Consider the following 23,059-nt stretch of genomic DNA (forward strand, 5'->3'; position numbering starts at 1 on the left):
CGCCGTCACCCGGCCATCGCCGACGCCGTGGAGGATCCGGCGTCCGCCTCCAGCCAGGATCTCCCCGCCATGACCAAGCGCCTCCGCGCCCGGCGCCGGCTCGCCGGCCTGCCCGCCGACCGCTACGCCACCACCGACAAGGGCCGGATCATCCGGCGGACCGCCGCGGTGGAGGCGCCGGTCCTGTCCGGCCTGGTGCGGGCGACCCTGTCGCGCCGCGGCCTGCTGCTGGGGTCCGCGGCCGCCGCGGTGGCCCTGTCCCTGCCCGGCGAGCGCGCCGCGGCGGCCGAAACCAGCGTCGGCTTCCCCGAGCTGAAGCGGGTGATGGACGACCACGACCACATCGCCGCCGGCTACGACCGCAAGGTGCTGATCCGCTGGGGCGACAAGGTGCTGCCCGACGCACCGGAGTTCGACCCCGCCAACCTGACGGCGGCCGCGGCGGCGCGCCAGTTCGGCACCAACAACGACCTGCTGGTCTACCTGCCGCTGCCGATCGGCTCCGGCCGCTCCGACCACGGGCTGCTGTTCGTCAACCATGAGTATCCCAACCCGCAGCTGATGTGGCCCGGCCTGACCGAGGACGATGCCGGGGCGAAGATGACCGAGGCCCAGGTCGCGGTCACCATGGCCGCGATCGGCTGCTCGGTGATCGAGGTGAAGGACGACGGCGCCGGCTGGCAGGTGGTGGCCGGCAGCCGCTACGCCCGCCGCATCAGCCCGGCGACGCCGATGCGGATTTCCGGCCCGGCCGCGGGCCATCCGCTGATGCGCACCGCGGCCGATCCGGAGGGGCGCACCGTCCTGGGCACCTTCGACAACTGCAATGGCGGGGTGACGCCCTGGGGCACCGTGCTGTCCTGCGAGGAGGGGTTCGACGGCTGGTTCGGCGGCGACCCGGCCAAGACCGAGCATGCGGCGCTGCTGGCCCGCTACGGCGCCGACAAGGAGGAGGACGGCTATGGCTGGGGCCGCTTCCACGACCGGTTCCATTACGAGCGCGAGCCGAACGAGGCGCACCGCTTCGACTGGGTGGTGGAGATCGACCCCTACGACCCCGAGGCGCAGCCGGTGAAGCGCACCGCGCTGGGCCGCTTCACCCATGAGAATGCCAGCTGCGTCGTGGCGCCCGACGGCCGCGTGGTGGTGTACATGGCCGACGACCACGACTTCGACTACCTCTACAAATTCGTCAGCGCCAGGCCCTGGAACCCGCAGGACCGCGCCGCCAACCGCGACCTGCTGGACGAGGGCACGCTGCATGTCGCCCGGTTCAATGCCGACCTGACCCTGGACTGGCTGCCGCTGGTGCAGGGCGAGGGCAAGCTGACCGCCGAGAACGGCTTCGCCAACCCGGGCGATCTCGCGATCAAGACGCGGCTCGCCGCCGACCTGGTCGGCGCGACCCCAATGGATGCGCCGGAGGGCTTCTCGGTCAACCCGGTCACCGGCCGGATCTATGTCGCCCTGACCGAGAACGAGGACATCGCGCCGGACCAGGTGAACGCCGCCAACCCCCGGGCGCCGAACCCCGAGGGCCATCTGCTGGAGCTGACGCCCCCGGCCGCCGACGGCAGGATCGACCACACCGCCGCCCGCTATGGCTGGGACATCTTCATCCTGTGCGGCGACCCGGCGAAGCCCGAGGCCCGGGCGCGCTACCACCCCGCCACCTCGGCCGATGGCTGGTTCACCGACCCCGACAACATCGCCTTCGACCCGGACGGCCGGATGTATGTCTGCACCGACGGGCCGCCGGATGCCGGCTTCAACGACGCGCTCTACGTCCTCGATACCGACGGGCCGGGCCGCGCCCTGCCGAAGCTGTTCTATTCGCCGCCGCGCGGTTCGGAATGCAGCGGCCCCTGCTTCACTCCGGACGGGCGGACGCTGTTCCTGTCGGTGCAGCACCCCGGCGAGGATTCCGAAACGCTGGACGCGGTGACCACGCGCTGGCCGGATTTCCGTGACGGCGTGCCGCCGCGGCCGGCGGTGATCGTGATCCGCAAGGCCGATGGCGGACCGATCGGCACCTGACAGGGAGCCGCGGCCCGCGCTCAGTCGGACAGGCGCCGCCGGCCGACCGCCAGGATCTCGTCCGACAGCGCCGGGTTTGCCCGGGCCACCGCCCGCGACAGGACCAGGGCGCCGATGATGCCGCTGAGCACGGCGACGGCGCGCTCCCGCGCCGCGGCGCGGACGGCCGCGTCCGAGCTGCCGGCGGCGAAGGTCCCGGCCAGCAGCGCCAGGTAGCCCTCGATGCCGTCGGCGAAGGCGGCCTGGACCGGTTCGCCCTGGCGCGCCGCATCCGCCACCATCGCCGCGGTGGGGCAGCCGCCGTCGCCGGCGTCGCGATGCGCCGGCGACAGGTAGCCCTGCAGGGTATCGGCCAGAAGCCGCCCGGCCTCCGGCCCCGCCGCCTCAAGCACCGCCCGCAGGCCGCCGACCGAGCGGGCGAAGGCGGCACCGCACGCCTCGGCCGCCAGCGCCTCCTTCGATTCGAAATGGTTGTAGAAGCCGCCATGGGTGAAGCCGGCCTCCTTCATCAGATCGGCCAGCCCGACGCCGTCGATGCCGCGGGCGCGGAACACCCGTGCCGCCGTCTCGACGATCGCCTCGCGGTTCCGTGCCGCCTGCTCCCTGGTCAGCCGCATCTGCTGTCACACCCCGGCAAATCTCGCCCCGATCCTATAAAGACGATGATCATCATTCGGAAGGCAACGCCATTATCGGACACCGCCGGCCGGCGGGATCGGGACCTGACGCCGCAGCCGCTTGGCGCCGCCGGCCGGGCGGGGTAGACCGCAACCATGATGGAAACGGGATTGCAGGGCATGGACGCGGTGCTGGCGGCGGCGCGGGCCTGCCGGATCTGCGCCGGCACGCTGCCGCACGAGCCGCACCCGGTGCTGCATGCCAGCGCGACCGCGCGGCTGCTGGTGGTCGGCCAGGCGCCGGGCGCGCGGGTGCATGCCAGCGGCCGGTCCTGGACCGACCCCAGCGGCGACCGGCTGCGGCACTGGCTGGGCTTCGACGGCGCCACCTTCTACGACGCCAGCCGGGTGGCGCTGGTGTCGATGGGGCTGTGCTTCCCGGGCACCGATCCCAAGGGCGGCGACTATCCGGCGCCGAAGATCTGCGCCGAGACCTGGCATCCCCGGCTGCGGCCGCTGATGCCCGGCATCCGGCTGACGCTGCTGATCGGCGCCCAGGCCCAGGCCTTCTACCTCGGCGCCCGCCGGCAGCCGACCATGACCGGGACCGTGGCCGCCTGGCGCGATTACCTGCCGGAATTCCTGCCGCTGCCGCATCCCAGCTGGCGCAACACCGGCTGGCTGAAGCGCCACCCATGGTTCGATGACGAACTTCTGCCGGTGCTGCGGGTTAGGGCCGCGGCGGCCCTGGCGGGCTAGCCAGTATCGCCGCCGCCGGTTTCGCCGCAGGATCGCCCGATGAGCATTGACCTCGCCGCCCCGTCCGAGCCCAAGGGCTCCGAGCACCACAACGGCAATGGCAACGGCCACCTGCCGGAAATGCCGCTGCCGGACGACCCGAAGACCGTCTTCCTCGGCATCCTGTGCCTGCTGGCGGTGCTGGCCTGCCTGTCGATCGCCCGCGACATCGTGCTGCCGGTGGTGCTGGCCCTGGTGCTGAAGCTGCTGCTGCAGCCGCTGGTCCGGCTGCTGGAGCGGGTGCGGGTGCCGAAGGCGATCGGCGCGCTGGCGGCCATCCTGCTGCTGCTGCTGATCTTCGTCGGCCTCGGCACGCTGCTGACCAGCCCGGCCGCGACCTGGGCCGGCAACCTGTCGACCGAATGGCCGGCGATCCAGGCGAAATTCGCCTTCCTGGCCGACCCGCTGCACGACCTGCAGCAGCGGCTGGAGCAGATGGGCGTGCGGTTCGGCAATGCCGGGTCGCTGCTGGAGAACCCGACCGCCATCGTCAGCACGATCTTCGCCGGCACCAGCACCATCGCCTCGCATCTGTTCGAGACGCTGCTGATCCTGTTCTACCTTCTGGTGTTCGGCGAAACCTTCCTGCGCCGCTTCGTCGAGATCCTGCCGAACTTCCTGGAAAAGCGGGAGGCGGTGTCGATCTCGCAGCAGATCGAGCGCGACCTGTCGGCCTATCTGCTGACCGTGACCGTGATCAACGCCCTGGTCGGCGCCGCCACCGCGCTGGTGTTGTGGGCCTGCGGCGTGCCGGCGCCGGTGCTGTGGGGCGTCGTCGCCTTCTGCCTGAACTTCGTGCCGATCCTGGGGCCGCTGTTCGGCGTGCTGCTGTTCCTGGCGGTCGGGCTGATCGCCGAAGGGCCGGCCTGGCTGGCGGTGCTGCCGGCGGCGCTGTACCTCGCCATCCATGTCGCCGAGGGCGAATGGTTCACGCCGATGGTGCTGGCCCGGCGCTTCACCATCAACCCGGTGGCGGTGATCCTGGCCCTGATCTTCTGGTACTGGATGTGGGGCGTGCCCGGCGCCATCCTGGCGGTGCCGATGCTGGCCATCACCAAGATCATCTGCGACCGCCTGCGGCCGCTACGCGCGCTGGGACACCTCTTGGAGGGGTGAGCCGTGTAGGTTGGGTTCGCTCTTGCGAACCCACACTGGCTCCGGCTCGGCGATGTTGGGTTCGCCGACGTGAACCCAACCTACGTCCTATCGCTCCTCGGCCTCGCCCTCGTCCGCTTCCTGCTCCAGCGCCTCCATGTCGGCGTCGGAGAAGCCGAAATGGTGGCCGATCTCGTGGATCAGCACGTGGCGGACGACATGGCCGAGGTCCTCGCCGGTGTCGCACCAATAGTCGAGGATCGGGCGGCGGTAGAGGAAGATCATGTCCGGCCGCGTCGCCACCGCCAGGGTCTTCTGCCCGAACGGCGTGCCGGTGTAGAGGCCGAGCAGGTCGTACGGGCTTTCGATCTCCATCTCGTCCAGCGTGTCATCGTCCGGGAAGTCGACGACCTGGATGGCGACGCCGCGGACCATGGCGCGCAGCCGCGCCGGGACCCGCTCGAAGCCCTCCTCCGCCAGCACGATCAGGTCCTCGATCGACGGCGGGGCGCCGAAGGCCGGGATATCGTCGTCGGCCGGGCTCATCGCGGCGCCAGGCGGACGGCGCCGTCGAGGCGGATGACCGACCCGTTCAGCATCTCGTTGGCGGCGATGTGCAGCACCAGCTGGGCGAACTCGTCCGGCCGGCCCAGGCGATGCGGGAACAGGGTGGTGGCGACCAGGCTGTCCTGCACCTGCTGCGGCATGGCCGCGATCATCGGGGTGCCGATCAGCCCCGGCGCCACGGTCATCACCCGGATGCCGCTCTTGGCCAGCTCGCGCGCCGCCGGCAGGGTCAGCCCGACCACCCCGCCCTTGGAGGCGGAATAGGCGACCTGGCCGACCTGGCCCTCATAGGCCGCGACCGAGGCGGTGGCGATGATCAGGCCGCGCTCGCCCGAGGCGCTGGCCGCCTCCGGCAGCGGCTCCTCCGCCGCCATCGCCGCCGCCGACAGGCGCAGCAGGTGGAAGGTGCCGAGCAGGTTGACCCGGATCACCTTTTCGAACAGCGCCGGGTCGTGCGGCCCGTCGCGGCCCAGCAGCCGGGCGCCCGGGGCGATGCCGGCGCAGGCCACCGCGATCCGCGCCGTGCCGTGCGCCGCGCGGGCCTGGTCCAGCGCCGCCGCGACCGATTCGCCGTCGCCGACATCGCAGCCGATGGCGAGGCCGCCGATCTCGGCCGCCACCGCCGCCGCCGCGTCGCGGTTGAGGTCGAGCAGCGCCACCTTCGCGCCCGCCGCGGCCAGGGCGCGGGCGGTCTCCGCCCCCATGCCCGACCCCGCCCCGGTGACCACCGCCGCCAGACCTTCGACCTTCATGGAATCCTCCACCCGAATTGCTGTCCCTGCCTAGCAGATCGCCGGTCCGGTTGCGACCGGGCCGAACGCCGCTATACTCGCGGGCTCGACATGGGAGGAGAGCCATGCAGTTCCTGGTGACCGCGAAGGACGGCAGCGACGCCGAGGCGCCGGCCCGGCGGCTGGCGGTGCGCGAGGCCCATATGGCCGGCGCCCGCCGGTACACGGAGGAGGGCGTGGTCGTCGTCGGCGGCGCGATCCTGGACGACGACGGCCGGATGATCGGCTCCAGCATCATCTACGAGGTGCCGGACCGGGCCGCTCTCGACGCCATCATCGCCGCCGATCCCTATGTCACCGGCGGGGTATGGCGGGAGATCGACATCAGGCCGTTCCGGCTGGCCGTCCGCTCGAAGGCCTGACCAGCAGCCGGAACGCCGCCAGGGCGCCCAGCGACGTCAGCAGCACCGCCAGCGCCATCGGCAGGCCGCCGGTCGCCGGGCTGGTGGCTTGGCCGATGGCGATGCCGACCAGCGCCGCCAGCGTCATCTGGATGAAGCCCATCAGCGCCGAGGCGGTGCCGGCCATGGTCGGGAACGGCCCGATCGCCCCGGCGATGGCGTTGGGGAAGGTCAGGCCGATGCCGGCCATGACCAGGAAGAACGGCCCGACCACCGCCCAGACGGTGAACACCCCGGCGGCGGCCAGGCCGGTCATCAGCGCGGCGCCGGCCAGCATCACCAGCGTCCCGGCCGCGATCATGCGGTCGATGCCGAGGCGCAGCGTCAGCCGGCCGGCGCCGAAGGTGCCGCAGATGTAGCCGACGCAGACGATGCCGAAGCAAGCGCCGTAGACCGGCGGCGACAGGCCGAGCATGCCGGACAGCACGAAGGACGAGCCAGAGATAAAGGTGAAGATCGCGCTGTAGCTGCAGGCGACGATCAGGACATAGCCGACATAGCGGCGGTGGCGCAGCAGGGCACCGTAGTTGCGCACCAGCCGGGCCGGGCTGGTGGCCAGCGGGTCGCGGTGGCGGTTGCTTTCGCCCAGCAGGGCCAGCACCGAGACCAGCATCACGGCGCCGAAGCCGACCAGCAGCCAGAACGTCGCCGGCCAGCCGAAGGCCTGCTGCAGCACGCCGCCGATCATCGGCCCGATCGCCGGCGCCAGCGCCATCGCCATCGACATGTAGGCCAGGATCCGGGCCGACCGCCCGGGACCGTACAGGTCGCGCACCACGGCGCGGCCCAGCACCGGGCCGCKGCAGGCGCCGAGCGCCTGCAGGAAGCGGCACAGGATCAGCATCTCGATCGAGGTCGCCAGCGCGCAGGCGATGCTGGCGCCGGTGAAGATGGTGATGCCCGCCAGGATCGCCGGCCGCCGGCCGATGCGGTCGGACAGCGGGCCGTAGATGAGCTGCGCCGCGGCGAAGCCGACCAGGAAGACGCTGAGCGTCAGCTGCACCGTGGCGATATCGCTGCCGAAGGCGGTGACCAGCGCCGGCAGCGACGGCAAATACAGGTCGGTCGACATCGGCCCGAAGCCGGTCAAGAGCGTCAGCACCACGGCGATGGCGGCCGAGGGCTGGGCGCCCCCGGCCGGCCGGATGCGGTTCTCCGCGGCCTGCTCACCCATAGAGGTGCAGGTCCTGCCCCTTGGCCTTCAGCCAGGCGCGGCAGCGGTCGGAGTCGGGGTGCAGCCGGTCGACCACCGCCCAGAACCGGGCCGAATGGTTCATCTCGACGAGATGCGCGACCTCATGCGCCACGACGTAGTCGAGCACCGGCTCGGGTGCCAGCAGCAGGCGCCAGGAATAGCTGATGCGGCCGCTGGAGGCGCAGCTGCCCCAGCGGCTGCGGGTGTCGCGCACGGTCACGGCGGTGACGTTGACGCCCAGCTGCAGCGCCGTCGCCCGGCTGCGGGCCAGCAGTTGGCGCCGCGCCTCCGCCTTCAGCCAGGCCAGCACGCGCGGGCCGACATGTTCGGCCGGGCCGCCGACCCGCAGCTCACCGTTCACGACTCGGGCTGAGCGGCCGGCCGCCGGATCATGGATGATCCGATGCGGGGTGCCGAGGATCGGGATCTCGGTGCCCGGCAGGAACGGGGTGCGGACCGGCATGGCGGCGCGGCGGTGGCGCACCCAGTCGACATGGCGGGTGACGAAATCGGTGATCAGCTGGGTCGACACCCGCAGCGGTGCGACCACCACCACCTCGCCCAGCGCCGCGTCGAGCCGCAGCGACAGCCGCCGCGCCCGCGCATTGCGGCGCAGCGCCACCGGGCGGTCGAGGCCGGAGACGGCGAGCAGGGCGAGCGGCGCCGGAGGGCGGAGGGATTTCGGCATGGCCGGACCATAGCCGTACCGGCGGGAAAGGGGAATCGGGACGGGTAAATACTAATTTATTATGTTCTTAAATTCACCAACAGCGCGTGTTGATGTTAATCTTATTGACTTGATCTGCTCAGCTGTGAAAACCTCTGTCCTGTCGAGCCCGTCTTGGGGACCGTCCGCGGCAAGTTTCCGTGCAGCTTGCGCCGCGTCATCAAACGCTAAGCGACACCACCGGGTTCGTGGTCTCGAGGAGTCGACGTCCATGTCTCTGTCCTGCGATCCCGGCAGCCGGCCCGTCGCCCGGTGCGCCCGTCGGCCCCGCTGTCGCAGCGCGGCCTGACCCGGACTTCCACCTTTCCCATCCCGGCGCCCCGGCCGTCTGAACCGCGCATTGCGCGACCGGCCCGAGCGTGCGCCTTCCGCCTCGCCCCAGGACATTTCCCATGCTGATCCAGATCCTGCGATGGTCCCTTCTGGCCGGTGCCGCCACCATCGTCATCAGCGGCTACGCCCGTGCCGACGAGCCGCTGACCATCGCCTACCAGACCACGGTCGAACCGTCGAAGGTGGCCCAGGTCGACGGCCTCTATGAGAAGGCCACCGGCCGCACCATCGCCTGGCGCAAATTCGACAGCGGCGCCGACGTCATCGCCGCCATCGCCTCGGGCTCGGTCCAGATCGGCTATGTCGGGTCCAGCCCGCTGGCCGCGGCCGCCAGCCAGCAGCTGCCGATCCGCACCATCCTGATCGCATCCGAGATCGGCGCCGCCGAGGCGCTGGTGGTGCGCAACGGCGCCGGCATCGACAAGCCGGCGGACTTGGCCGGCAAGACCATCGCCGTGCCCTTCGTCTCGACCACCCATTACAGCCTGCTGGCGGCGCTGAAGCACTGGGGCATCGACCCGGCGTCGGTCAAGATCCTGAACCTGCGCCCGCCGGAGATCGCCGCGGCCTGGCAGCGCGGCGACATCGACGCCGCCTATGTCTGGGATCCGGCGCTGGGCAAGCTGAAGGAAAACGGCAAGGTCCTGGTCACCTCGACCGAGGTGGCCGGCTGGGGCGCCCCGACCTTCGACGCCTGGATCGCCCGCAACGACCTGATCGACGCGCATCCCGAGGTCGTGCAGGCCTTCGCCGACGTCACGCTGAAGGAATACGCGGCCTACCGCGCCAACCCCAAGGCGTGGACCGCGAATTCGGACGAGGTCGCCAAGATCGCGCGGCTGACCGGGGCGAAGCCGGAGGAGATCCCGGCCCTGTTGGAGGGCAGCGTCTTCCCGGTGGCGGCCGAGCAGGCCGGCCCCAACCTCCTGGGTGGCGGCACGGCCAAGGCGATCACGGCCACCGCGACGTTTCTGCAGGAACAGGGTAAAATCGACCAGGCGTTGACCGACTACGCGCCCTATGTCGATGCCCGTTTCGTCGCCGCGGCTGCGACGACGAACTGAACACAGGGCGCAGAGAGGCCCGCCATGTCGGTTCTGGCAGTGAATGCCGTTTCGGTGACCTATCCCGCGGCGGATGGCGACATCCGTGCGCTGGACCGGATCTCCCTCGCGATCGAGCCGGGCGAATTCGTCGTCGCCCTCGGCCAGTCGGGATGCGGCAAGACCACACTGCTGAACCTGATGGCGGGCTTCCTGGCCCCCGAGGCAGGGACGGTCACACTCGGCGGCGTTCGTGTGACCGGACCTGGGGTGGAGCGGGGCGTCGTCTTTCAGGACGACGCCCTGTTCCCCTGGCTTGACGTGCTGGGCAATGTCGGCTTTGCGCTGCGGCTGCGCGGGATTGCCCCGGCCGAGCGCGACGACCGGGCCCGGCGCATCCTGAGGCTGGTCGGGCTGGAAGGCTTCGAACGGCAGCGGCTGTGGGAGCTGTCGGGCGGCATGCGCCAGCGCGTCGGCCTGGCCCGGGCGCTGGCGGCGGATCCGCAGGTGCTGCTGCTGGACGAACCGCTGGGCGCGCTCGACGCCCTGACGCGGGAACGGATGCAGGAGCTGCTGCTGGATTTGTGGCACCGCACCGGCAAGAGCCTGTTCCTGATCACCCACAGCATCGAGGAAGCGCTGTTCCTGGCGACCCGGCTGATCGTGATGTCGCCGCGGCCCGGTCGCATCATCGACGAGCTGAAACTCGATTTCGGCCGCCGCTACTGTGCCGGCGAGCCGGCCCGCCGGATCAAGTCCGACCCGGATTTCATCGCCCTGCGCGAGCGGGTGATGGATGAGATCTTCGAGCGCGAGGCGGCCTGATTGACTGATTTCGTGCTCCAGCCATCGACGTCCCAGCCGGTTCGCGAGGGAACGATCCCGCGGGCCAGCAACAAAAGAGGCCGCGGGACGCGGCTGATCAGCCTCGCCACCGTGGTGGGCCTCCTGCTCCTGTGGGGAATCGTCTCCAATCTCGGCCTCGTCCCGCCCCTGTTCCTGCCGACGCCGCAGGCGGTGCTGCACAAGCTGATCACCGTCACCACCAACGGCTTCGCCGACGCCACTTTGGCCCAGCACCTGGCGGCCAGCCTGGGCCGCGTCTTCGCCGCCCTGGCCCTGGCCCTGGTGATCGCGGTGCCGGTCGGCCTGGCCATCGGCACCAGCCGGGTGGCGCGCGGCATCCTGGACCCGCTGATCGAGTTCTACCGGCCGATCCCGCCCTTGGCCTATCTGCCGCTGGTCATCATCTGGTGCGGCATCGGCGAGGCGTCGAAGGTCCTGGTGATCTTCCTCGCCATCTTCGCCCCGATCGCGATCTCGACCGCATCGGGGGTGCGCGCGGTGCCGCCCGACCGGCTGCGTGCCGCCCGCGCCCTGGGTGCCACCCGGGCCCAGTTGCTGCACCACGTCATCCTGCCCAATGCGCTGCCGGAGATCCTGACCGGGGTGCGCATCGGCCTGGGCGTCGGCTGGTCGACCCTGGTCGCGGCCGAGCTGGTGGCGGCCACCAGCGGCTTGGGCTTCATGATCCAGAGCGCGGCCCAGTTCCTGGTCACCGACGTGGTGGTGCTGGGCATCCTGGTGATCGCCGTCGTCGCCTTCGTGCTGGAATACGCCCTGCGCCTGCTGCAGCGTCGCCTGACGCCCTGGCACGGGCGCGTCTGACACACCCTCGCGAACCGGGAGGTCCGCCATGCCCGACAGCCTGTCGACCATCCTTTCCGTCCAGCCGCTGAACCCGACCATCGGCGCCGTGGTCCGCGGCGTCGACCTGGCCCAGCCCCAGGGTGAGGCCCATGTCGCCGCCATCAACCGCGCCCTGCTGCAGCACCATGTGCTGTTCTTCGAGGACCAGGACCTGACCCCGGCGTCGCATCGCGACTTCGCCGCCCGCTTCGGCGCCCTGCACGTCCACCCGGTCTATCCGCATGTGGCGGAGGTGCCGGAGATCATCATCCTCGACACCCATCCGGACAACCAGCCGGACAACGACAACTGGCACACCGACGTCACCTTCATCGAGACCCCGCCGATGGGCGCGGTGCTGGCGGCGCAGCAGCTGCCGCCGTCGGGCGGCGACACCAGCTGGTCCAGCAGCGTCGCCGCCTTCGACGCGCTGGCCCCGGCCTGGCAGGGCTTCCTGACCGGGCTGACCGCGCTGCATGATTTCGCGCGGTCCTTCCCGCCCGAGCGCTTCACCGCGCCGGAGGAGCGCGAGCGCTGGCAGGCGGCGCGCGACAAGAACCCGCCGGTCACCCACCCAGTGGTGCGCACCCATCCGGTGACCGGCCGCAAGGGGCTGTTCGTCAACGAGGGCTTCACCACCCGCATCACCGGCTTCTCGGCCAAGGAGAGCGACGCGGTGCTGCGCTTCCTGTTCGACCATGTCGCCAAGCCGGAATTCACCGTGCGCTGGCGCTGGAAGCCGGGCGACGTCGCCTTCTGGGACAACCGCTGCACCCAGCACTACGCCCTGGCCGACTACCTGCCGAACCGGCGGGTGATGCACCGCGCCACCATCCTGGGCGACCGGCCCGTATAGCCAGCTGTTACTGGCGTAACCCATCATCGCCGGACCTGACATCGCAGCGTAGTACGGGATTCCCAGGCTCACGAGACGCCGTCCATCGCGGCGAAATCTCGGGAGCCCAGCATGCCAAAAACGACAGACGCCGAAACCGTCGAATCCGTGGAGCAATACGCCTCGGTCTGGAAGGCGCTGGTGGCCGACCGGCCGGGCGTCGACCTGACCAACCGGCCGGGCCTGTCGGTCAGCTGGGCCGACAGCCCCTTCCCGTTCTGGAACGCGGTGTTCCTGACCGAGCAGCTGGCGGATGCCAGGCTGCTGCGGGCCCGCCTGGTCGAGGCGGCGGCCTATGTCCGGGGCAAGCGCCAGTCGGGGCTGATCTATGTCTGCGACGAGTTCCTGAGCGGCGCGGCCAAAGAGGGCCTGCCGGAGGCCCTGGTGCAGGCCGGGCTGGACTTCGCCATGCCGATCACCGGCATGGTCGGCAACATCCTGCCGCTGGAGGCGCCGCCCCATCCCGGGCTGCGGATCGAACGCGTGACCGACGCGACCGCGCTCGAGGCCTATGCCGACATCAACTGCGAGGGCTATGGCTTCCCGCTGGAATGGGGCCGGGCCGGGCTGGCCGGGTCGACGCTGTGGACCAAGACGGCCCATTCCTATCTCGGCTATGAGGGCGACCGCGCCGTCTCCGCCGCCTCGGCGGTGGCGCATGGCGGCCGCCTGTATCTTGCGCTGGTCGCCACCCGGCCGGATGCCCAGCGCAAGGGCTATGGCGAGGCAGTGGTGCGGCGGGCGCTGCAGGCCGGGCACAAGGCAACGGGGCTGACCCGGACGGTCCTGCACGCCACCGACGCCGGCGCCCCGGTCTATGGCCGCGTCGGCTATCGCCGCGCCGCCAGCTTCCTGACCTACATGCCGGCAACGTGAGCCAGGGACGGAGGCCGGCCCTACCCCTTGACCGCGCCGCCGGCCAGGCCGGCGACGATGTGGCGCTGGGCCAGCAGGAAGAAGGCGATCGCCGGCGCCAGGGTCAGGGTGACGAAGGCCAGGATCTTGTTCCATTCGGTCGAGAATTCGCCCTGGTAGTTCATGATCCCCAGTGGCCAGGGATACATCTCCGGCGCGTTGAACATGATCAGCGGCAGCATGTAGTTGTTCCAGCTGGCGACCAGGGCGAACACCGCGACCGTGGCCAGGATCGGGCGCGACAGCGGCAGGGTCACGCGCAGGTAGAACTGGAAGTAGCCGCAGCCATCGACCCGCGCCGCCTCCCACAGCTCGTGCGGCAGCTGGCGGAAGAAGCCGCGCAGCATCAGGATCGCCATGCCCAGGCCGAAGGCGACCTGCGGCAGCACCACGCCCCAATAGGTGTCGAGTAGGCCGAGGTCGCGGACCCGAATGAACAGCGGCAGCATCGCCGTTGCCGCCGGGAACATCAGCCCCAGCAGCAAGTAGCTGAGCAGCATGCGGCTGCCGAAGAACACGACATGGGCGAAGACGAAGGCCGCCATCGACCCGGCGATCAGGGTCAGGCCGACGGTGAGCACGGCGATGACCAGCGAGTTGAACAGCATGCGCCACAACAGCGGCGAACTCAGGATCTCCCAGTAGACGCCGCCGTCCCAGCTACCTGGCAGCCCGACCGGGTTGACCCTGAGCTCGCCCAGCGTCTTGAAGCCGCCGAGCGCGGTGGCGACCAGCGGCACCAGCACCATCCCGGCGACGGCGAGCAGCACCAGGTATTGCGGCAGGGTGGAGGGGCGAAACGTGCGCGCGGCCATGGGCGGTCCTAATCCCCCCGCATCAGGGTGCGGCGGTAGACGATCGAGAAGGTGACGCAGATCAGGAACAGCACCACGCCGACGGCGCTGCCGAAGCCGACCTCCATCCGCATGATGCCGAAGCTGAAGAGATAGGTGACCAGCGAATGGGTGGCGTTGGACGGGCCGCCGCGGGTCAGCGCCATCACCATGTCGAACAGCTGCAGCGCGCCGACCACCGAGAAGAACACCGACAGTCGGATCGTCGGGAACAGCATCGGGATCTTGATCCGGCGCACGATCTGCCAGCGCGAGGCGCCGTCGATCCGGGCGGCGTCGATGATCTCGTGCGGGATGTTCTGCAGGCCTGCGATGTAGAGCATCATGTGGAAGCCGAAATACTTCCACACCACCAGCAGCAGCACCGCCGCCATCGCCCAGCCGCGGTCGGCCAGGACGAAGGGCGCCTGGGCCCCGAACCAGCCCCAGATCAGGGCGACGGCGCCGTATTGGCCGTCATACAGGAATTTCCAGATCAGCCCGGTCGCCACCTCGGCCAGAATGTAGGGCAGGAAGAATACCATGCGGAACGCCACCCGGCCGCGCAGCTTCTCGGCCAGCAGCAGCGCCATCGCCAGGGCCAGGGGCAGCTGGATCGCCAGCGACACCGCGATGATCAGCCCGGTGTTGGTCAGCGCCGACCAGAAGGTGCGGTTCTGCAGCAGGAGCCCGAAGTTCTTCAGCCCGACGAAATCCTCCGGGCTGCCGTAGCCGTTCCATTTGAACAGGCTGTAGAAGCCGGCCTCGCCCATCGGCAGGATGACGAAGATGGTGAACACGGCCAGCGCCGGCACCAGCATCAGCACGATCGGCGCCACCCGCGACCGCAGGGCGGTGCGGCGGCGCCGGGCGGCGGCATGGTCGTGCGACAGGGCGACGGCGGTCATCGGGGCGCACCCGCGAAGGCCGGCTCGCTTTGAGTCCCCCCTCCCCTTGCGGGWGGGGGGTAGGGGGAGGGGGTTCCCTCCGCTCCGAGCCGGCGACAGGCCAAGGCACCGAGGTGCGGCCCGACGCATTCGCGCGCAGACGCGCGCAGACCCCTCCCCCTAGCCCCCWCCCGCAAGGGGAGGGGGGACAAGGAAGGAAGCCGATCGTCTCGGGAATGGGACATCTCCAACTCCCCTTCCCTCTCGAAGACCGTTTGGAAACGTGTTGGCGTGAGTCGGCTGGTGGTGGTTTTGAGAACCGGCGCGCAGCGGACATGGTCGTCCGTGAGCACCGGAAGCGGAAAAACCGCCATCAGACGGCCGCGCCTGCGCGTTTCCAAATGGGCTCTCAATGCATCGCCCAGGCGTCCTGCACCTGGGAAGCGGCGTCGGCGGGGTCGGTGGCGCCGGAGGCCAGGTCGGCCGAGACGTCGTTGACCACGCGGCCGACATTGGCGCCCAGCATCTGGTCGTAGAACACCTGGAAATAGCCTGCTTTGGCGATGTTCTCGGCCATCTGGCGGAAGAACGGGTTCTTGAGCTTCTCCGCCGTGCCCTTGACCACCGGGATGTAGAGGCCGAGTTCCGCCGCCTTGGCCTGGTTCTCCTGCGTGGTCAGGAACTTCAGGAAATCGACCGCCTCCGGCGGCGACCCCTTGGTCACCAGCCAGCCATTGACCCCGCCCAGCACGTCGGTCGGCTCGCCCGTGCCGCCCGCAACCGTCGGGAACGGGAACCAGCCGAGATCGGCGTCGGCCAGGCCCTTGCCGCTGGCGCTGTTCTTCTTGCTGGTGTTGTAGTCCCAGTTGCCCATCAGGTGCATGGCGGCGTTGCCGTCGCCGAAATAGCCGGAGGCCTGCGGGTTGGTCAGGCCGAGATAGCCGGGCTCGAACGGCTCCAGCGCCGCCAGTTCCTTCAGATGCTCGCCGGCCTTGACGAAGACCGGGCCGTCGAAGCCGTCGCCCGACTGGTTGTAGGCCGACTGGAACGCCGCCTTGCCGCCGAGCCGGATCGCCAGGTGGGTCCAGTAGAAATGGATCGGCCATTTGTCGGCGCCGCCGGTCGCCAGCGGCACGATGCCGGCGGCCTTGATCGTCTTCACCGCGGCCAGGAGGTCGTCCCAGGTCTTGATGTCCTCGGCCTTGACCCCGGCCTTGGCCAGGAGCGGCTTGTTGAACCAGAAGCCGACCTGGGAGGCGAGCACCGGCACGCCCCAGACATGGCCGTCGATGGTGAAGGCGTCGAGCGCCGCCGGGCCGAAGCGGTCGGCCCATTCGCCCTTCATCGCGTCGGTCAGGTCCGTGATGACCCCGGCCTTGACCTGGTCGCGCAGCACGCCGCCGCCCCAGCTGTAGATGATGTTCGGCCGGTCGGGCGACTGCAGCGTGGTCGGCAGCTTGGCCTTGTAGGCCTCGTTCTCGAGATACTGCATCTGGATGGTCACGCCGGGATGCGCCGCCTCATAGGCCTTGGCGACGCCCTGCATCCAGGCCACGGTCTCCGGCGTGTTCTCGATGTGCAGCCATTTGACCGTGACGTCGGCCATGGCGGCGCCGGAGACCAGCCCGGCCATGGCGAGGGCCGCGAGGCCCGACAGAAGTCTGTTCATGTCTCTCTTCGTCCTCCCTGCTCCCGCCGCCATTGCCGGCGGCGGGTTTGGTTTCGATCCGGTTCGTTCAGCCCTCCAGCCAGCGCACCTCCTCGGGCGTCAGCGCGATGTCGAGCGCCTGCAGCGAATCCTCCAGCTCCTCCAGCGTCAGCGGGCCGATCAGCGGCAGGATCGGGAAGTCCTGGTGCAGGCAGTAGGCCAGGGCGACCTGGTTCGCCGACTTGCCCTGCCGGGCGCCGAGCTCCGCGGCGCGGTCGCGGCGGCGGAAATTCGTCTCGCCGTACCAGCAGCGCTCCAGCTCCGGATCCTCGTGCCGGTCGCGGCCGCCGCGGTCGGTAAAGAAGCCGCGGGCTTGGCTGGACCAGGCCAGCAGCGGCATCTGCCGCTGCCGCAGCCAGGCCTTCCACTCCGCATCCGCGGCGGCGATGCAGCCGGCCCAGACCGGCTGGATCATCTCGGCCAGGCTGAAATTGTTGCTGACCGTGGCCGGCCCGTGCCTGCCGCGGGCCTTGGCATAGGCGGCCGCCTCGTCCAGCCGCTCCCGCGTCCAGTTCGACCCGCCCCAGGACCCGATGCGCCCGGCCCGGATCTCGGCATCCAGCACGTCGACGAACTCGCCGACCGGGATGTCGGGGTTGTCGCGGTGCATCAGGTAGAGGTCGAGCCGGCCGGTCTGCAGCCGGTCGAGCGTTTCGGTCAGCTGGCGCGGAATCACGTCGGGGTAGCACAGCGGCGCGTGCGCGCCCTTGCCGATCAGCACGATCTCGTCGCGCACGCCGCGGCTGGCCAGCCAATGGCCGAGCAGCCGGTCGGAGTCGCCGTTGCGGTAGATCCAGGCGGTGTCGAAGGTGTTGCCGCCGCGTTCGAAGAAGCAGTCGAACAGCAGCCCGGCCTGGCTGATGCTCTGCACCCCGACCGCGCCGAGGGCCAGGGCCGAGGCCGGGCGCTGGGCGCCGGGCAGGTCGATCCGGCGCATCGCCCCGGCCTTGAGCGGCCGGCCGTCGACCGGCGCGGTGCGGCGGGCGGGGGTCTCCAGCGCATATTCCAGGCCGATCGCGGCGCGCCAGGCATCCATCGCCTTCAGGTTGCCCAGGCTGTCGGCCAGGCCCATCGCCGCGGATTCGCGCCGGCCGGCGGCGACCGCGTCGCCCACCGCATCGGCCTCGAAGGCGTAGAGCCAGCCCGGCTCGTCGATCGCCACGGTCTCGGCCGTGCCGTCCGGGCGGGTGATGACGATCGTGCTGCTGCCGCCCTCCTTGCCGCTGCAGAACCAGGGCGAGGCGACCTCGATCCGGCCCTTGGTGCCGAACACCCGCACCGTGTTGTCGAGGGCGAGCGACACGCCGGTCGCGACCTGGGCGACGATGCCGCCGGGGAACTGCAGCACCGCCGCTGTCCATTCGTCGACCCCGGTGCGGCCGAGATGCCCGGCCCCGGTCACCTTCACCGGGTCGAGGAACGGCTTGCCCGAGGCGGCGCCGGCGATCAGCCGCGCCATCGACACGGGATAGCCGCCGACATCGAGGATGCCGCCGCCGGCGAGGTCATTGGCGAACAGGCGGTGGTCGGGGTTGAAGCCGGCGGCGAAGCCGAAGCTGGCCTGGATCATCCGCACCTCGCCGATGGCGCCGCCGGCCACCAGATCCGCCAGCCGCTTGGTCTGCGGATGGGTGCGGTACATGTAGCCCTCGGCCAGGAACACGCCGGCGCGGCGGGCAGCGTCGACCAGGGCCATGGCGTCATAGGCGTTCACGCCCATCGGCTTCTCGCACAGCACATGCTTGCCGGCCTCGACCGCGCGGATGCCCCAATGCACGTGGCTGGGATGCGGCGTGGCGATGTAGACCGCGTCGATCTCGGGGTCGGCCAGCAGCGCGTCATAGCCGGCATGGATGCGGGCGCCGGGGAAGGCCTCGGCCAGGCCGGGCCTGGCCGGATCCCTGGTGCCGATCGCCACCAGCCGCCCGGTGCGCGACCGCGCCACGCCCCCGGCAAAGGCCTGGGCGATCTTGCCCGGCCCGATGATGCCCCAGCGCAGCTTCGCGTCCGTTGCCATATCCGCCTTTCCGTGTGTCGAGGGTGTCATCGGCCCTTTACCGCCCCAGGGTCGGGCCGGCGGCCCGCGTGCCGGCCCCCGCAGCCTTGGTCTTCGGGATGGTTCGACGGTCACTGCGGATGATGGAATGCGCCTTGTCCATGCGTCCTTCCTCCTCGTCACCGATCCGTTGCGGGCGGTTGCGGCACAGTCCCGAAGGAGACTTTGCCCGACCGGCTATTTTTTTCGTTTTACGAATTTATCAGACCGGCTAGGGTGGGCCCTGTCAAGATCGAAAAACCAGACAATTGTCGACAAATCGAAACGATATGGCGCAAAGATTGGGCAATCTGGGCATCGGCTTGGCTTCGCATCGTCGTCGCCATCCGGAAAACCGCATGGTGCACCGCACCATAAAATTCGGATCATGATGGAATGAGGACCGTCCTCCAGCACCGCCCCGGGGCGGGCCGGCCATGAAGACCGCCGACCCGGAGCTGATGCGGGCGATCAACCGCTTCCATGTGCTGGATGTGGTGCGGCGCCGTGGCCCGATCTCGCGGGTCGAGATCGTGCAGCACACCGAGCTGGCGCCGGCCACCATCTCGGCCATCACCGGCGGGCTGATCGAGGAGAACCTGATCCTGGCCCGGGCGGTCGAAGGCGTCGGCACCGCGGCGCGCGGCCGCCCGCGGGTGATGCTGGAGCTGAACCGCGAGGCCGCCTTCGTCTGCGGCGTCAAGCTGGCGCCGCACCAGATCAGCATCGCCGTCACCGACTACACCGCCGATGTGGTGCAGACCCTGTCGCTGCCGATCCGCGTCGCCCGCCAGGCGCCCGGCGTGGTGGCCGACATCCTGGAGGACGGCATCCGCCGCTGCGTCGGCGACGCCGATCTCGGCCTGGACCGGCTGGGCGGCATCGGCATCGGCCTGCCCGGCTTCATCGACGGCCGCAGCGGCACCTGCGTCTGGACCCCGATCCTGGGCACGCCCGACGTGCCCCTGGCGGCGATGATCCAGGACCGGCTGGGCATCCGCACCATCGTCGAGAACGACGTCCATCTCGTCACCCTGGCCGAGCATTGGTTCGGCCAGGGCCGCGACAGCGACACCTTCGCCGTGGTGACGGTCGAGGATTCGGTCGGCCTCGGCCTGTTCCTGAACGGCGAGGTGCATCGCGGCGCCGCCGGGATGGGCACCGAATTCGGCCACACCAAGATGGCGCTGGACGGGCTGCCCTGCCGCTGCGGCCAGCGCGGCTGCATCGACGCCTATGTCTCGGACCACGGCATCGTCACCCGCGCCCGCGCCCTGCTGGGCGCCGAGGCCGGGACGATCGCGCCGGAGGATCCGCGCGCCATCGGCCGGCTGCGCGACATGGCCCGGGCCGGGCGGGCCGACATCCGCGCCCTGTTCGAGGAGGCCGGCGCCATCCTGGGCTTCGCCGTCGGCAACCTGATCACGCTGCACAGCCCGCCCAAGGTGATCGTGGCCGGCAGCGCGATCCAGGCCCGAGACCTGATGGAGCCGGCGCTGCTGGCCACCATCGACCGCATCGTGCCGGCGCCGATCCGGCGCGGCACCGAGATCATCCTGCATGAGTGGAGCGACGACGCCTGGGCCCGCGGCGCGGCCAGCCTGGTGCTGCGGCAGCTCTACGAATCGCCCTGGAACGGACAGGGCAGAGCGCGATAGCGGAGAGGAACACCGGATGAGCGAGAAACCCGTCGGCATCGGCATCATCGGCTGCGGCAACATCAGCGGCGCCTATCTCAAGGCCGCACCCCATTTCCCGATCCTGGCCGTCAGGGCCTGCGCCGACCTGAACCTGGAGGTGGCGCAGGCCAAGGCCGCCGAATTCGGCGTCGCGGCCCGGACCATCGACCAGCTGCTGGCCGACCCCGACATCGAGATCGTGGTCAACCTGACCACGCCGCAGGCGCATGTCCCGGTCGGGCTGCAGGCGATCGCCGCCGGCAAGCATGTGCATTCGGAAAAGCCGCTGGCGATCAGCGTCGCCGAGGGCCGCAAACTGCTGGACGCCGCGACGGCCAAGGGGCTGCGCGTCGGCTGCGCCCCCGACACCTTCCTGGGCGCCGGGCAGCAGACCGCCCGCGCCCTGATCGATGCCGGGCGGATCGGCCGGCCGGTCGCCGGCACCGCCTTCATGATGGTGCCGGGGCATGAGCGCTGGCACCCGAACCCGGATTTCTACTACGCCAAGGGCGGCGGCCCGCTGTTCGACATGGGCCCCTACTACCTGACCACCCTGGTCAACATGCTGGGCCCGGTGGCGCGGGTGACCGGCACGGTCGCCGCCGCCTACGCCGAGCGCCGCATCGCCAGCGGCCCGCGCGCCGGCCAGGTCGTGCCGGTCGGCACCCCGACCCACATCACCGGCACGCTGGCCTTCGCCTCCGGCGCCGTGGTGACGCTGGTGATGAGCTTCGACATCCCGGCCCACCGCCACGCCCCGATCGAGATCTATGGCGAGACCGCGTCGCTGAGCGTGCCCGACCCGAACATCTTCGGCGGCGAGCTGCAGATCTCGGTGCCCCTGCCCGAACGGAAGGTGGAGTGGCAGACCGAGACGACCGGCCACGCCTATGGCGACGGCAACTACCGCATCATCGGCGTCGCCGACATGGCCCATGCCATCCGCGCCGGCCGGCCGCACCGCGCCAGCGCCGAGCTGGCCTTCCACGTGCTGGAGGTGATGGAGGCGGTGGAGCGGTCGGGCCAAGAGGGCCGGCCGATCGAGATCGAGAGCCGCTGCGCGCGGCCGGAACCGATGCCGGTGGAGCCTGCCTTCGGCCGGGCCGCCGCCTGAAACACGAGACGTTAGGGAGACGAACGATGACGAGGCAGGCGCTGATCGTCTGGGGCGGCTGGAACGGCCATACCCCCCAGGAATGCGCGGATGTGGTGGCCGGGATGCTGCGCGACGACGGCTTCGAGGTGTTCATCGAGGACACCACCGAGGCCTTCGCCGACCCGGGCCTGAAGGACATGCACCTGATCGTGCCGATCTACACCATGTCGACGATGGAGAAGGAGGAGGTCACCAACCTGACCAGCGCGGTCGAGAGCGGGGTCGGCCTGGCCGGCTTCCATGGCGGCATGTGCGACGCCTTCCGCAACGAGGTGGCGTACCAGTTCATGACCGGCGGCCAGTGGGTGTCGCACCCCGGCAACATCATCGACTACCGCGTGCGGGTGACCCGGCGGGACGACCCGGTGATGCAGGGGCTGGAGGATTTCGACTACCGGTCCGAGCAGTACTACATGCATGTCGACCCGAACAACGAGGTGCTGGCCGAGACCACCTTCACCGGCGACCACGCCGCCTGGATCGCCGGCCACACCATGCCGGTGGTGTGGAAGCGCAAGCACGGCGCCGGCCGGGTGTTCTACAGCGCGCTGGGCCACCGGGTGGAGGAGTTCGAGAACCAGGCGATGCGCACCATCCTGCACCGCGGCCTGCTGTGGGCGGCGCGGGAGGCTTGACCACCGATTGCCTCTCCCGTTTACGAGACCTTTTCGAAATCCCCCAATCCGTCATCCCCACGAAAGCGGGGATCTCGCGGCATTTTGACCGGAAAGAGATTCCCGCTTTCGCGGGAATGACGGCGAAGGGATGGGATGGTGTTCTGAAAAGGTCGCGCTTGCGGAAGAGGTGACGCGCGGGCTCCGACCCACCCTCGCGCTTGCGCCGGCCCTGGCCGCCCCGCTATCACCGGGGCGGACGCCACCACGCCGGACGACCCGCTTGCCCGACGCGCCGCCGACCGAGACCCGAGACGATCCCGCCAGCGGGGAGAGGCGCCGACGCCGCTTCTCCGAGGTGCTGCGCGACCTGGCCGCGGCCGACCGCGAGCGCATCGCCATCGCCGACATCCTGGCCGCCTTCGGCGACCGGGCCTTCGGCGCGCTGATGCTGGTCTTCGCCGCGCCGAACGCCCTGCCGACGCCGCCCGGCACCTCATCGGTGCTGGGCGCGCCGCTCTTGTTCATCACCTTCCAGCTGATGATCGGCCGGTCGGTGCTGTGGCTGCCGCGGCTGATCACCAACCGGTCGGTCGCGCGGGCGGATTTCGCCCGGCTGGTCGACCGCATGGCACCCTGGCTGGAGAAGGCGGAGCGGCTGCTGCGGCCACGGCTGACCCTGCTGATCGGGCCGGTGGCGGACCGCTTCATCGGCGCCGCCTGCCTGCTGCTGGCCGTGATCCTATTCCTGCCGATCCCGCTGGGCAACATGGTGCCGGCGCTGGCCATCGCAGCCTTCGCCGTCGGCCTGATCGAGCGCGACGGCGTCGCGGTCTCGGTCGGCTGGGCGGCCACCGCGGCGGCGGCCGGCATCCTGGTGGCGATCTCCGCCGCCCTGTGGGCCGCCCTCCGCGCCTTCCTGCAGACGCTGCTGGGCGTCACGATCTGAGGGCTCTCCATTTCCACTGTCATTGCCCGGCTTGATGTATGGCCCGGGGAGATCCCTGACAGGTGTTCGGAGACATGACTGACACATAGTGCCGT

General features: G+C 70.3%; 22 protein-coding genes. 13 read left to right on the forward strand and 9 right to left on the reverse strand.

Annotated elements, in window-relative coordinates:
* Positions 1–69: 69 nt before the first annotated feature.
* Positions 70–2,037, forward strand: coding sequence for a PhoX family protein (locus AB4112_RS01940; protein WP_441716842.1), 1,968 nt, complete (start codon positions 70–72; stop codon positions 2,035–2,037).
* A 20-nt stretch (positions 2,038–2,057) separates the two neighbouring features.
* Here the strand turns inward: AB4112_RS01940 and AB4112_RS01945 are convergent, their stop codons facing one another.
* Positions 2,058–2,654 (reverse strand): TetR/AcrR family transcriptional regulator, encoded by a 597-nt coding sequence (locus AB4112_RS01945; protein WP_441716843.1) that lies wholly within the window; start codon positions 2,652–2,654, stop codon positions 2,058–2,060.
* A 180-nt stretch (positions 2,655–2,834) separates the two neighbouring features.
* Here AB4112_RS01945 and AB4112_RS01950 point away from each other — a divergent pair, with 180 nt between their 5' ends.
* On the forward strand, positions 2,835–3,413 hold the full coding sequence (locus AB4112_RS01950; RefSeq protein ID WP_441716845.1) for a uracil-DNA glycosylase family protein: 579 nt from the start codon (positions 2,835–2,837) through the stop codon (positions 3,411–3,413).
* Between the two features lie 39 nt (positions 3,414–3,452).
* On the forward strand, positions 3,453–4,568 hold the full coding sequence (locus tag AB4112_RS01955) for an AI-2E family transporter (RefSeq protein ID WP_309800485.1): 1,116 nt from the start codon (positions 3,453–3,455) through the stop codon (positions 4,566–4,568).
* Between the two features lie 87 nt (positions 4,569–4,655).
* Here AB4112_RS01955 and AB4112_RS01960 read toward each other — a convergent pair whose 3' ends face one another.
* Together AB4112_RS01960 and AB4112_RS01965 are read right to left on the reverse strand one after the other, a co-directional pair.
* Positions 4,656–5,093 carry a metallopeptidase family protein gene (locus tag AB4112_RS01960; protein ID WP_309800486.1) on the reverse strand — a complete coding sequence of 146 codons (438 nt, stop codon included), beginning with the start codon at positions 5,091–5,093 and terminating at the stop codon, positions 4,656–4,658.
* Positions 5,090–5,866, reverse strand: a complete 777-nt coding sequence (locus AB4112_RS01965; RefSeq protein WP_309800488.1) for an SDR family NAD(P)-dependent oxidoreductase — start codon at positions 5,864–5,866, stop codon at positions 5,090–5,092. The genes AB4112_RS01960 and AB4112_RS01965 overlap by 4 nt, the downstream gene beginning before the upstream one ends.
* A 104-nt stretch (positions 5,867–5,970) precedes the next feature.
* Between AB4112_RS01965 and AB4112_RS01970 the strand changes: the two genes are divergently transcribed.
* Positions 5,971–6,267 (forward strand): YciI family protein, encoded by a 297-nt coding sequence (locus AB4112_RS01970; RefSeq protein ID WP_309800490.1) that lies wholly within the window; start codon positions 5,971–5,973, stop codon positions 6,265–6,267.
* On the opposite strand, the gene AB4112_RS01975 is transcribed toward AB4112_RS01970, so the two are convergent.
* Both AB4112_RS01975 and AB4112_RS01980 read right to left on the reverse strand, forming a co-directional pair.
* Positions 6,230–7,480 carry a multidrug effflux MFS transporter gene (locus AB4112_RS01975; RefSeq protein ID WP_441716848.1) on the reverse strand — a complete coding sequence of 417 codons (1,251 nt, stop codon included), beginning with the start codon at positions 7,478–7,480 and terminating at the stop codon, positions 6,230–6,232. The two genes, AB4112_RS01970 and AB4112_RS01975, sit on opposite strands and share 38 nt — an antisense overlap.
* Complete coding sequence (locus AB4112_RS01980; RefSeq protein ID WP_441716850.1) at positions 7,473–8,189, reverse strand: M48 family metallopeptidase; 717 nt, start codon at positions 8,187–8,189, stop codon at positions 7,473–7,475. The genes AB4112_RS01975 and AB4112_RS01980 overlap by 8 nt, the downstream gene beginning before the upstream one ends.
* Before the next feature lie 431 nt (positions 8,190–8,620).
* Here AB4112_RS01980 and tauA point away from each other — a divergent pair, with 431 nt between their 5' ends.
* From tauA to AB4112_RS02005, 5 genes are all read left to right on the forward strand, one after another.
* Entirely contained in the window at positions 8,621–9,625 is a 1,005-nt protein-coding gene (tauA, locus tag AB4112_RS01985; protein ID WP_441716852.1) for a taurine ABC transporter substrate-binding protein, read from the forward strand.
* Positions 9,626–9,649: 24 nt separating this feature from the next.
* Positions 9,650–10,429: a taurine ABC transporter ATP-binding subunit gene (gene tauB, locus AB4112_RS01990; RefSeq protein WP_309800498.1), complete on the forward strand. Its 780-nt coding sequence runs from the start codon at positions 9,650–9,652 to the stop codon at positions 10,427–10,429.
* 12 nt (positions 10,430–10,441) lie between these two features.
* The gene (tauC, locus tag AB4112_RS01995) at positions 10,442–11,272 is read left to right on the forward strand and encodes a taurine ABC transporter permease TauC (RefSeq protein ID WP_441716913.1); all 831 of its coding nucleotides are present in this window, start codon (positions 10,442–10,444) and stop codon (positions 11,270–11,272) included.
* A gap of 28 nt (positions 11,273–11,300) precedes the next feature.
* Positions 11,301–12,149 carry a taurine dioxygenase gene (gene tauD, locus AB4112_RS02000; protein ID WP_441716854.1) on the forward strand — a complete coding sequence of 283 codons (849 nt, stop codon included), beginning with the start codon at positions 11,301–11,303 and terminating at the stop codon, positions 12,147–12,149.
* Positions 12,150–12,260: 111 nt separating this feature from the next.
* Complete coding sequence (locus AB4112_RS02005; protein WP_441716856.1) at positions 12,261–13,064, forward strand: GNAT family N-acetyltransferase; 804 nt, start codon at positions 12,261–12,263, stop codon at positions 13,062–13,064.
* Positions 13,065–13,084: 20 nt separating this feature from the next.
* Here the strand turns inward: AB4112_RS02005 and AB4112_RS02010 are convergent, their stop codons facing one another.
* From AB4112_RS02010 to AB4112_RS02025, 4 genes are all read right to left on the reverse strand, one after another.
* Entirely contained in the window at positions 13,085–13,918 is an 834-nt protein-coding gene (locus AB4112_RS02010) for a carbohydrate ABC transporter permease (RefSeq protein WP_309800502.1), read from the reverse strand.
* A gap of 8 nt (positions 13,919–13,926) precedes the next feature.
* Positions 13,927–14,844: a carbohydrate ABC transporter permease gene (locus AB4112_RS02015; protein ID WP_309800503.1), complete on the reverse strand. Its 918-nt coding sequence runs from the start codon at positions 14,842–14,844 to the stop codon at positions 13,927–13,929.
* A 388-nt stretch (positions 14,845–15,232) separates the two neighbouring features.
* Positions 15,233–16,492 (reverse strand): ABC transporter substrate-binding protein, encoded by a 1,260-nt coding sequence (locus AB4112_RS02020; protein ID WP_441716859.1) that lies wholly within the window; start codon positions 16,490–16,492, stop codon positions 15,233–15,235.
* Positions 16,493–16,559: 67 nt separating this feature from the next.
* Entirely contained in the window at positions 16,560–18,548 is a 1,989-nt protein-coding gene (locus AB4112_RS02025) for an aldo/keto reductase (protein ID WP_441716861.1), read from the reverse strand.
* 455 nt (positions 18,549–19,003) lie between these two features.
* On the opposite strand from AB4112_RS02025, the gene AB4112_RS02030 reads away from it, so the two are divergent.
* From AB4112_RS02030 to AB4112_RS02045, 4 genes are all read left to right on the forward strand, one after another.
* Entirely contained in the window at positions 19,004–20,224 is a 1,221-nt protein-coding gene (locus tag AB4112_RS02030) for an ROK family protein (protein WP_309800510.1), read from the forward strand.
* 16 nt (positions 20,225–20,240) lie between these two features.
* Positions 20,241–21,359, forward strand: coding sequence for a Gfo/Idh/MocA family protein (locus tag AB4112_RS02035; RefSeq protein WP_309800512.1), 1,119 nt, complete (start codon positions 20,241–20,243; stop codon positions 21,357–21,359).
* A gap of 26 nt (positions 21,360–21,385) precedes the next feature.
* Entirely contained in the window at positions 21,386–22,036 is a 651-nt protein-coding gene (locus AB4112_RS02040; protein ID WP_309800514.1) for a ThuA domain-containing protein, read from the forward strand.
* 262 nt (positions 22,037–22,298) lie between these two features.
* Positions 22,299–22,964 (forward strand): exopolysaccharide biosynthesis protein, encoded by a 666-nt coding sequence (locus AB4112_RS02045; protein ID WP_309800516.1) that lies wholly within the window; start codon positions 22,299–22,301, stop codon positions 22,962–22,964.
* The last annotated feature ends 95 nt before the right edge of the window (positions 22,965–23,059 follow it).

This window comes from Inquilinus sp. 2KB_23 (genome assembly GCF_052115705.1).
GTDB lineage: Bacteria > Pseudomonadota > Alphaproteobacteria > DSM-16000 > Inquilinaceae > Inquilinus > Inquilinus ginsengisoli_A.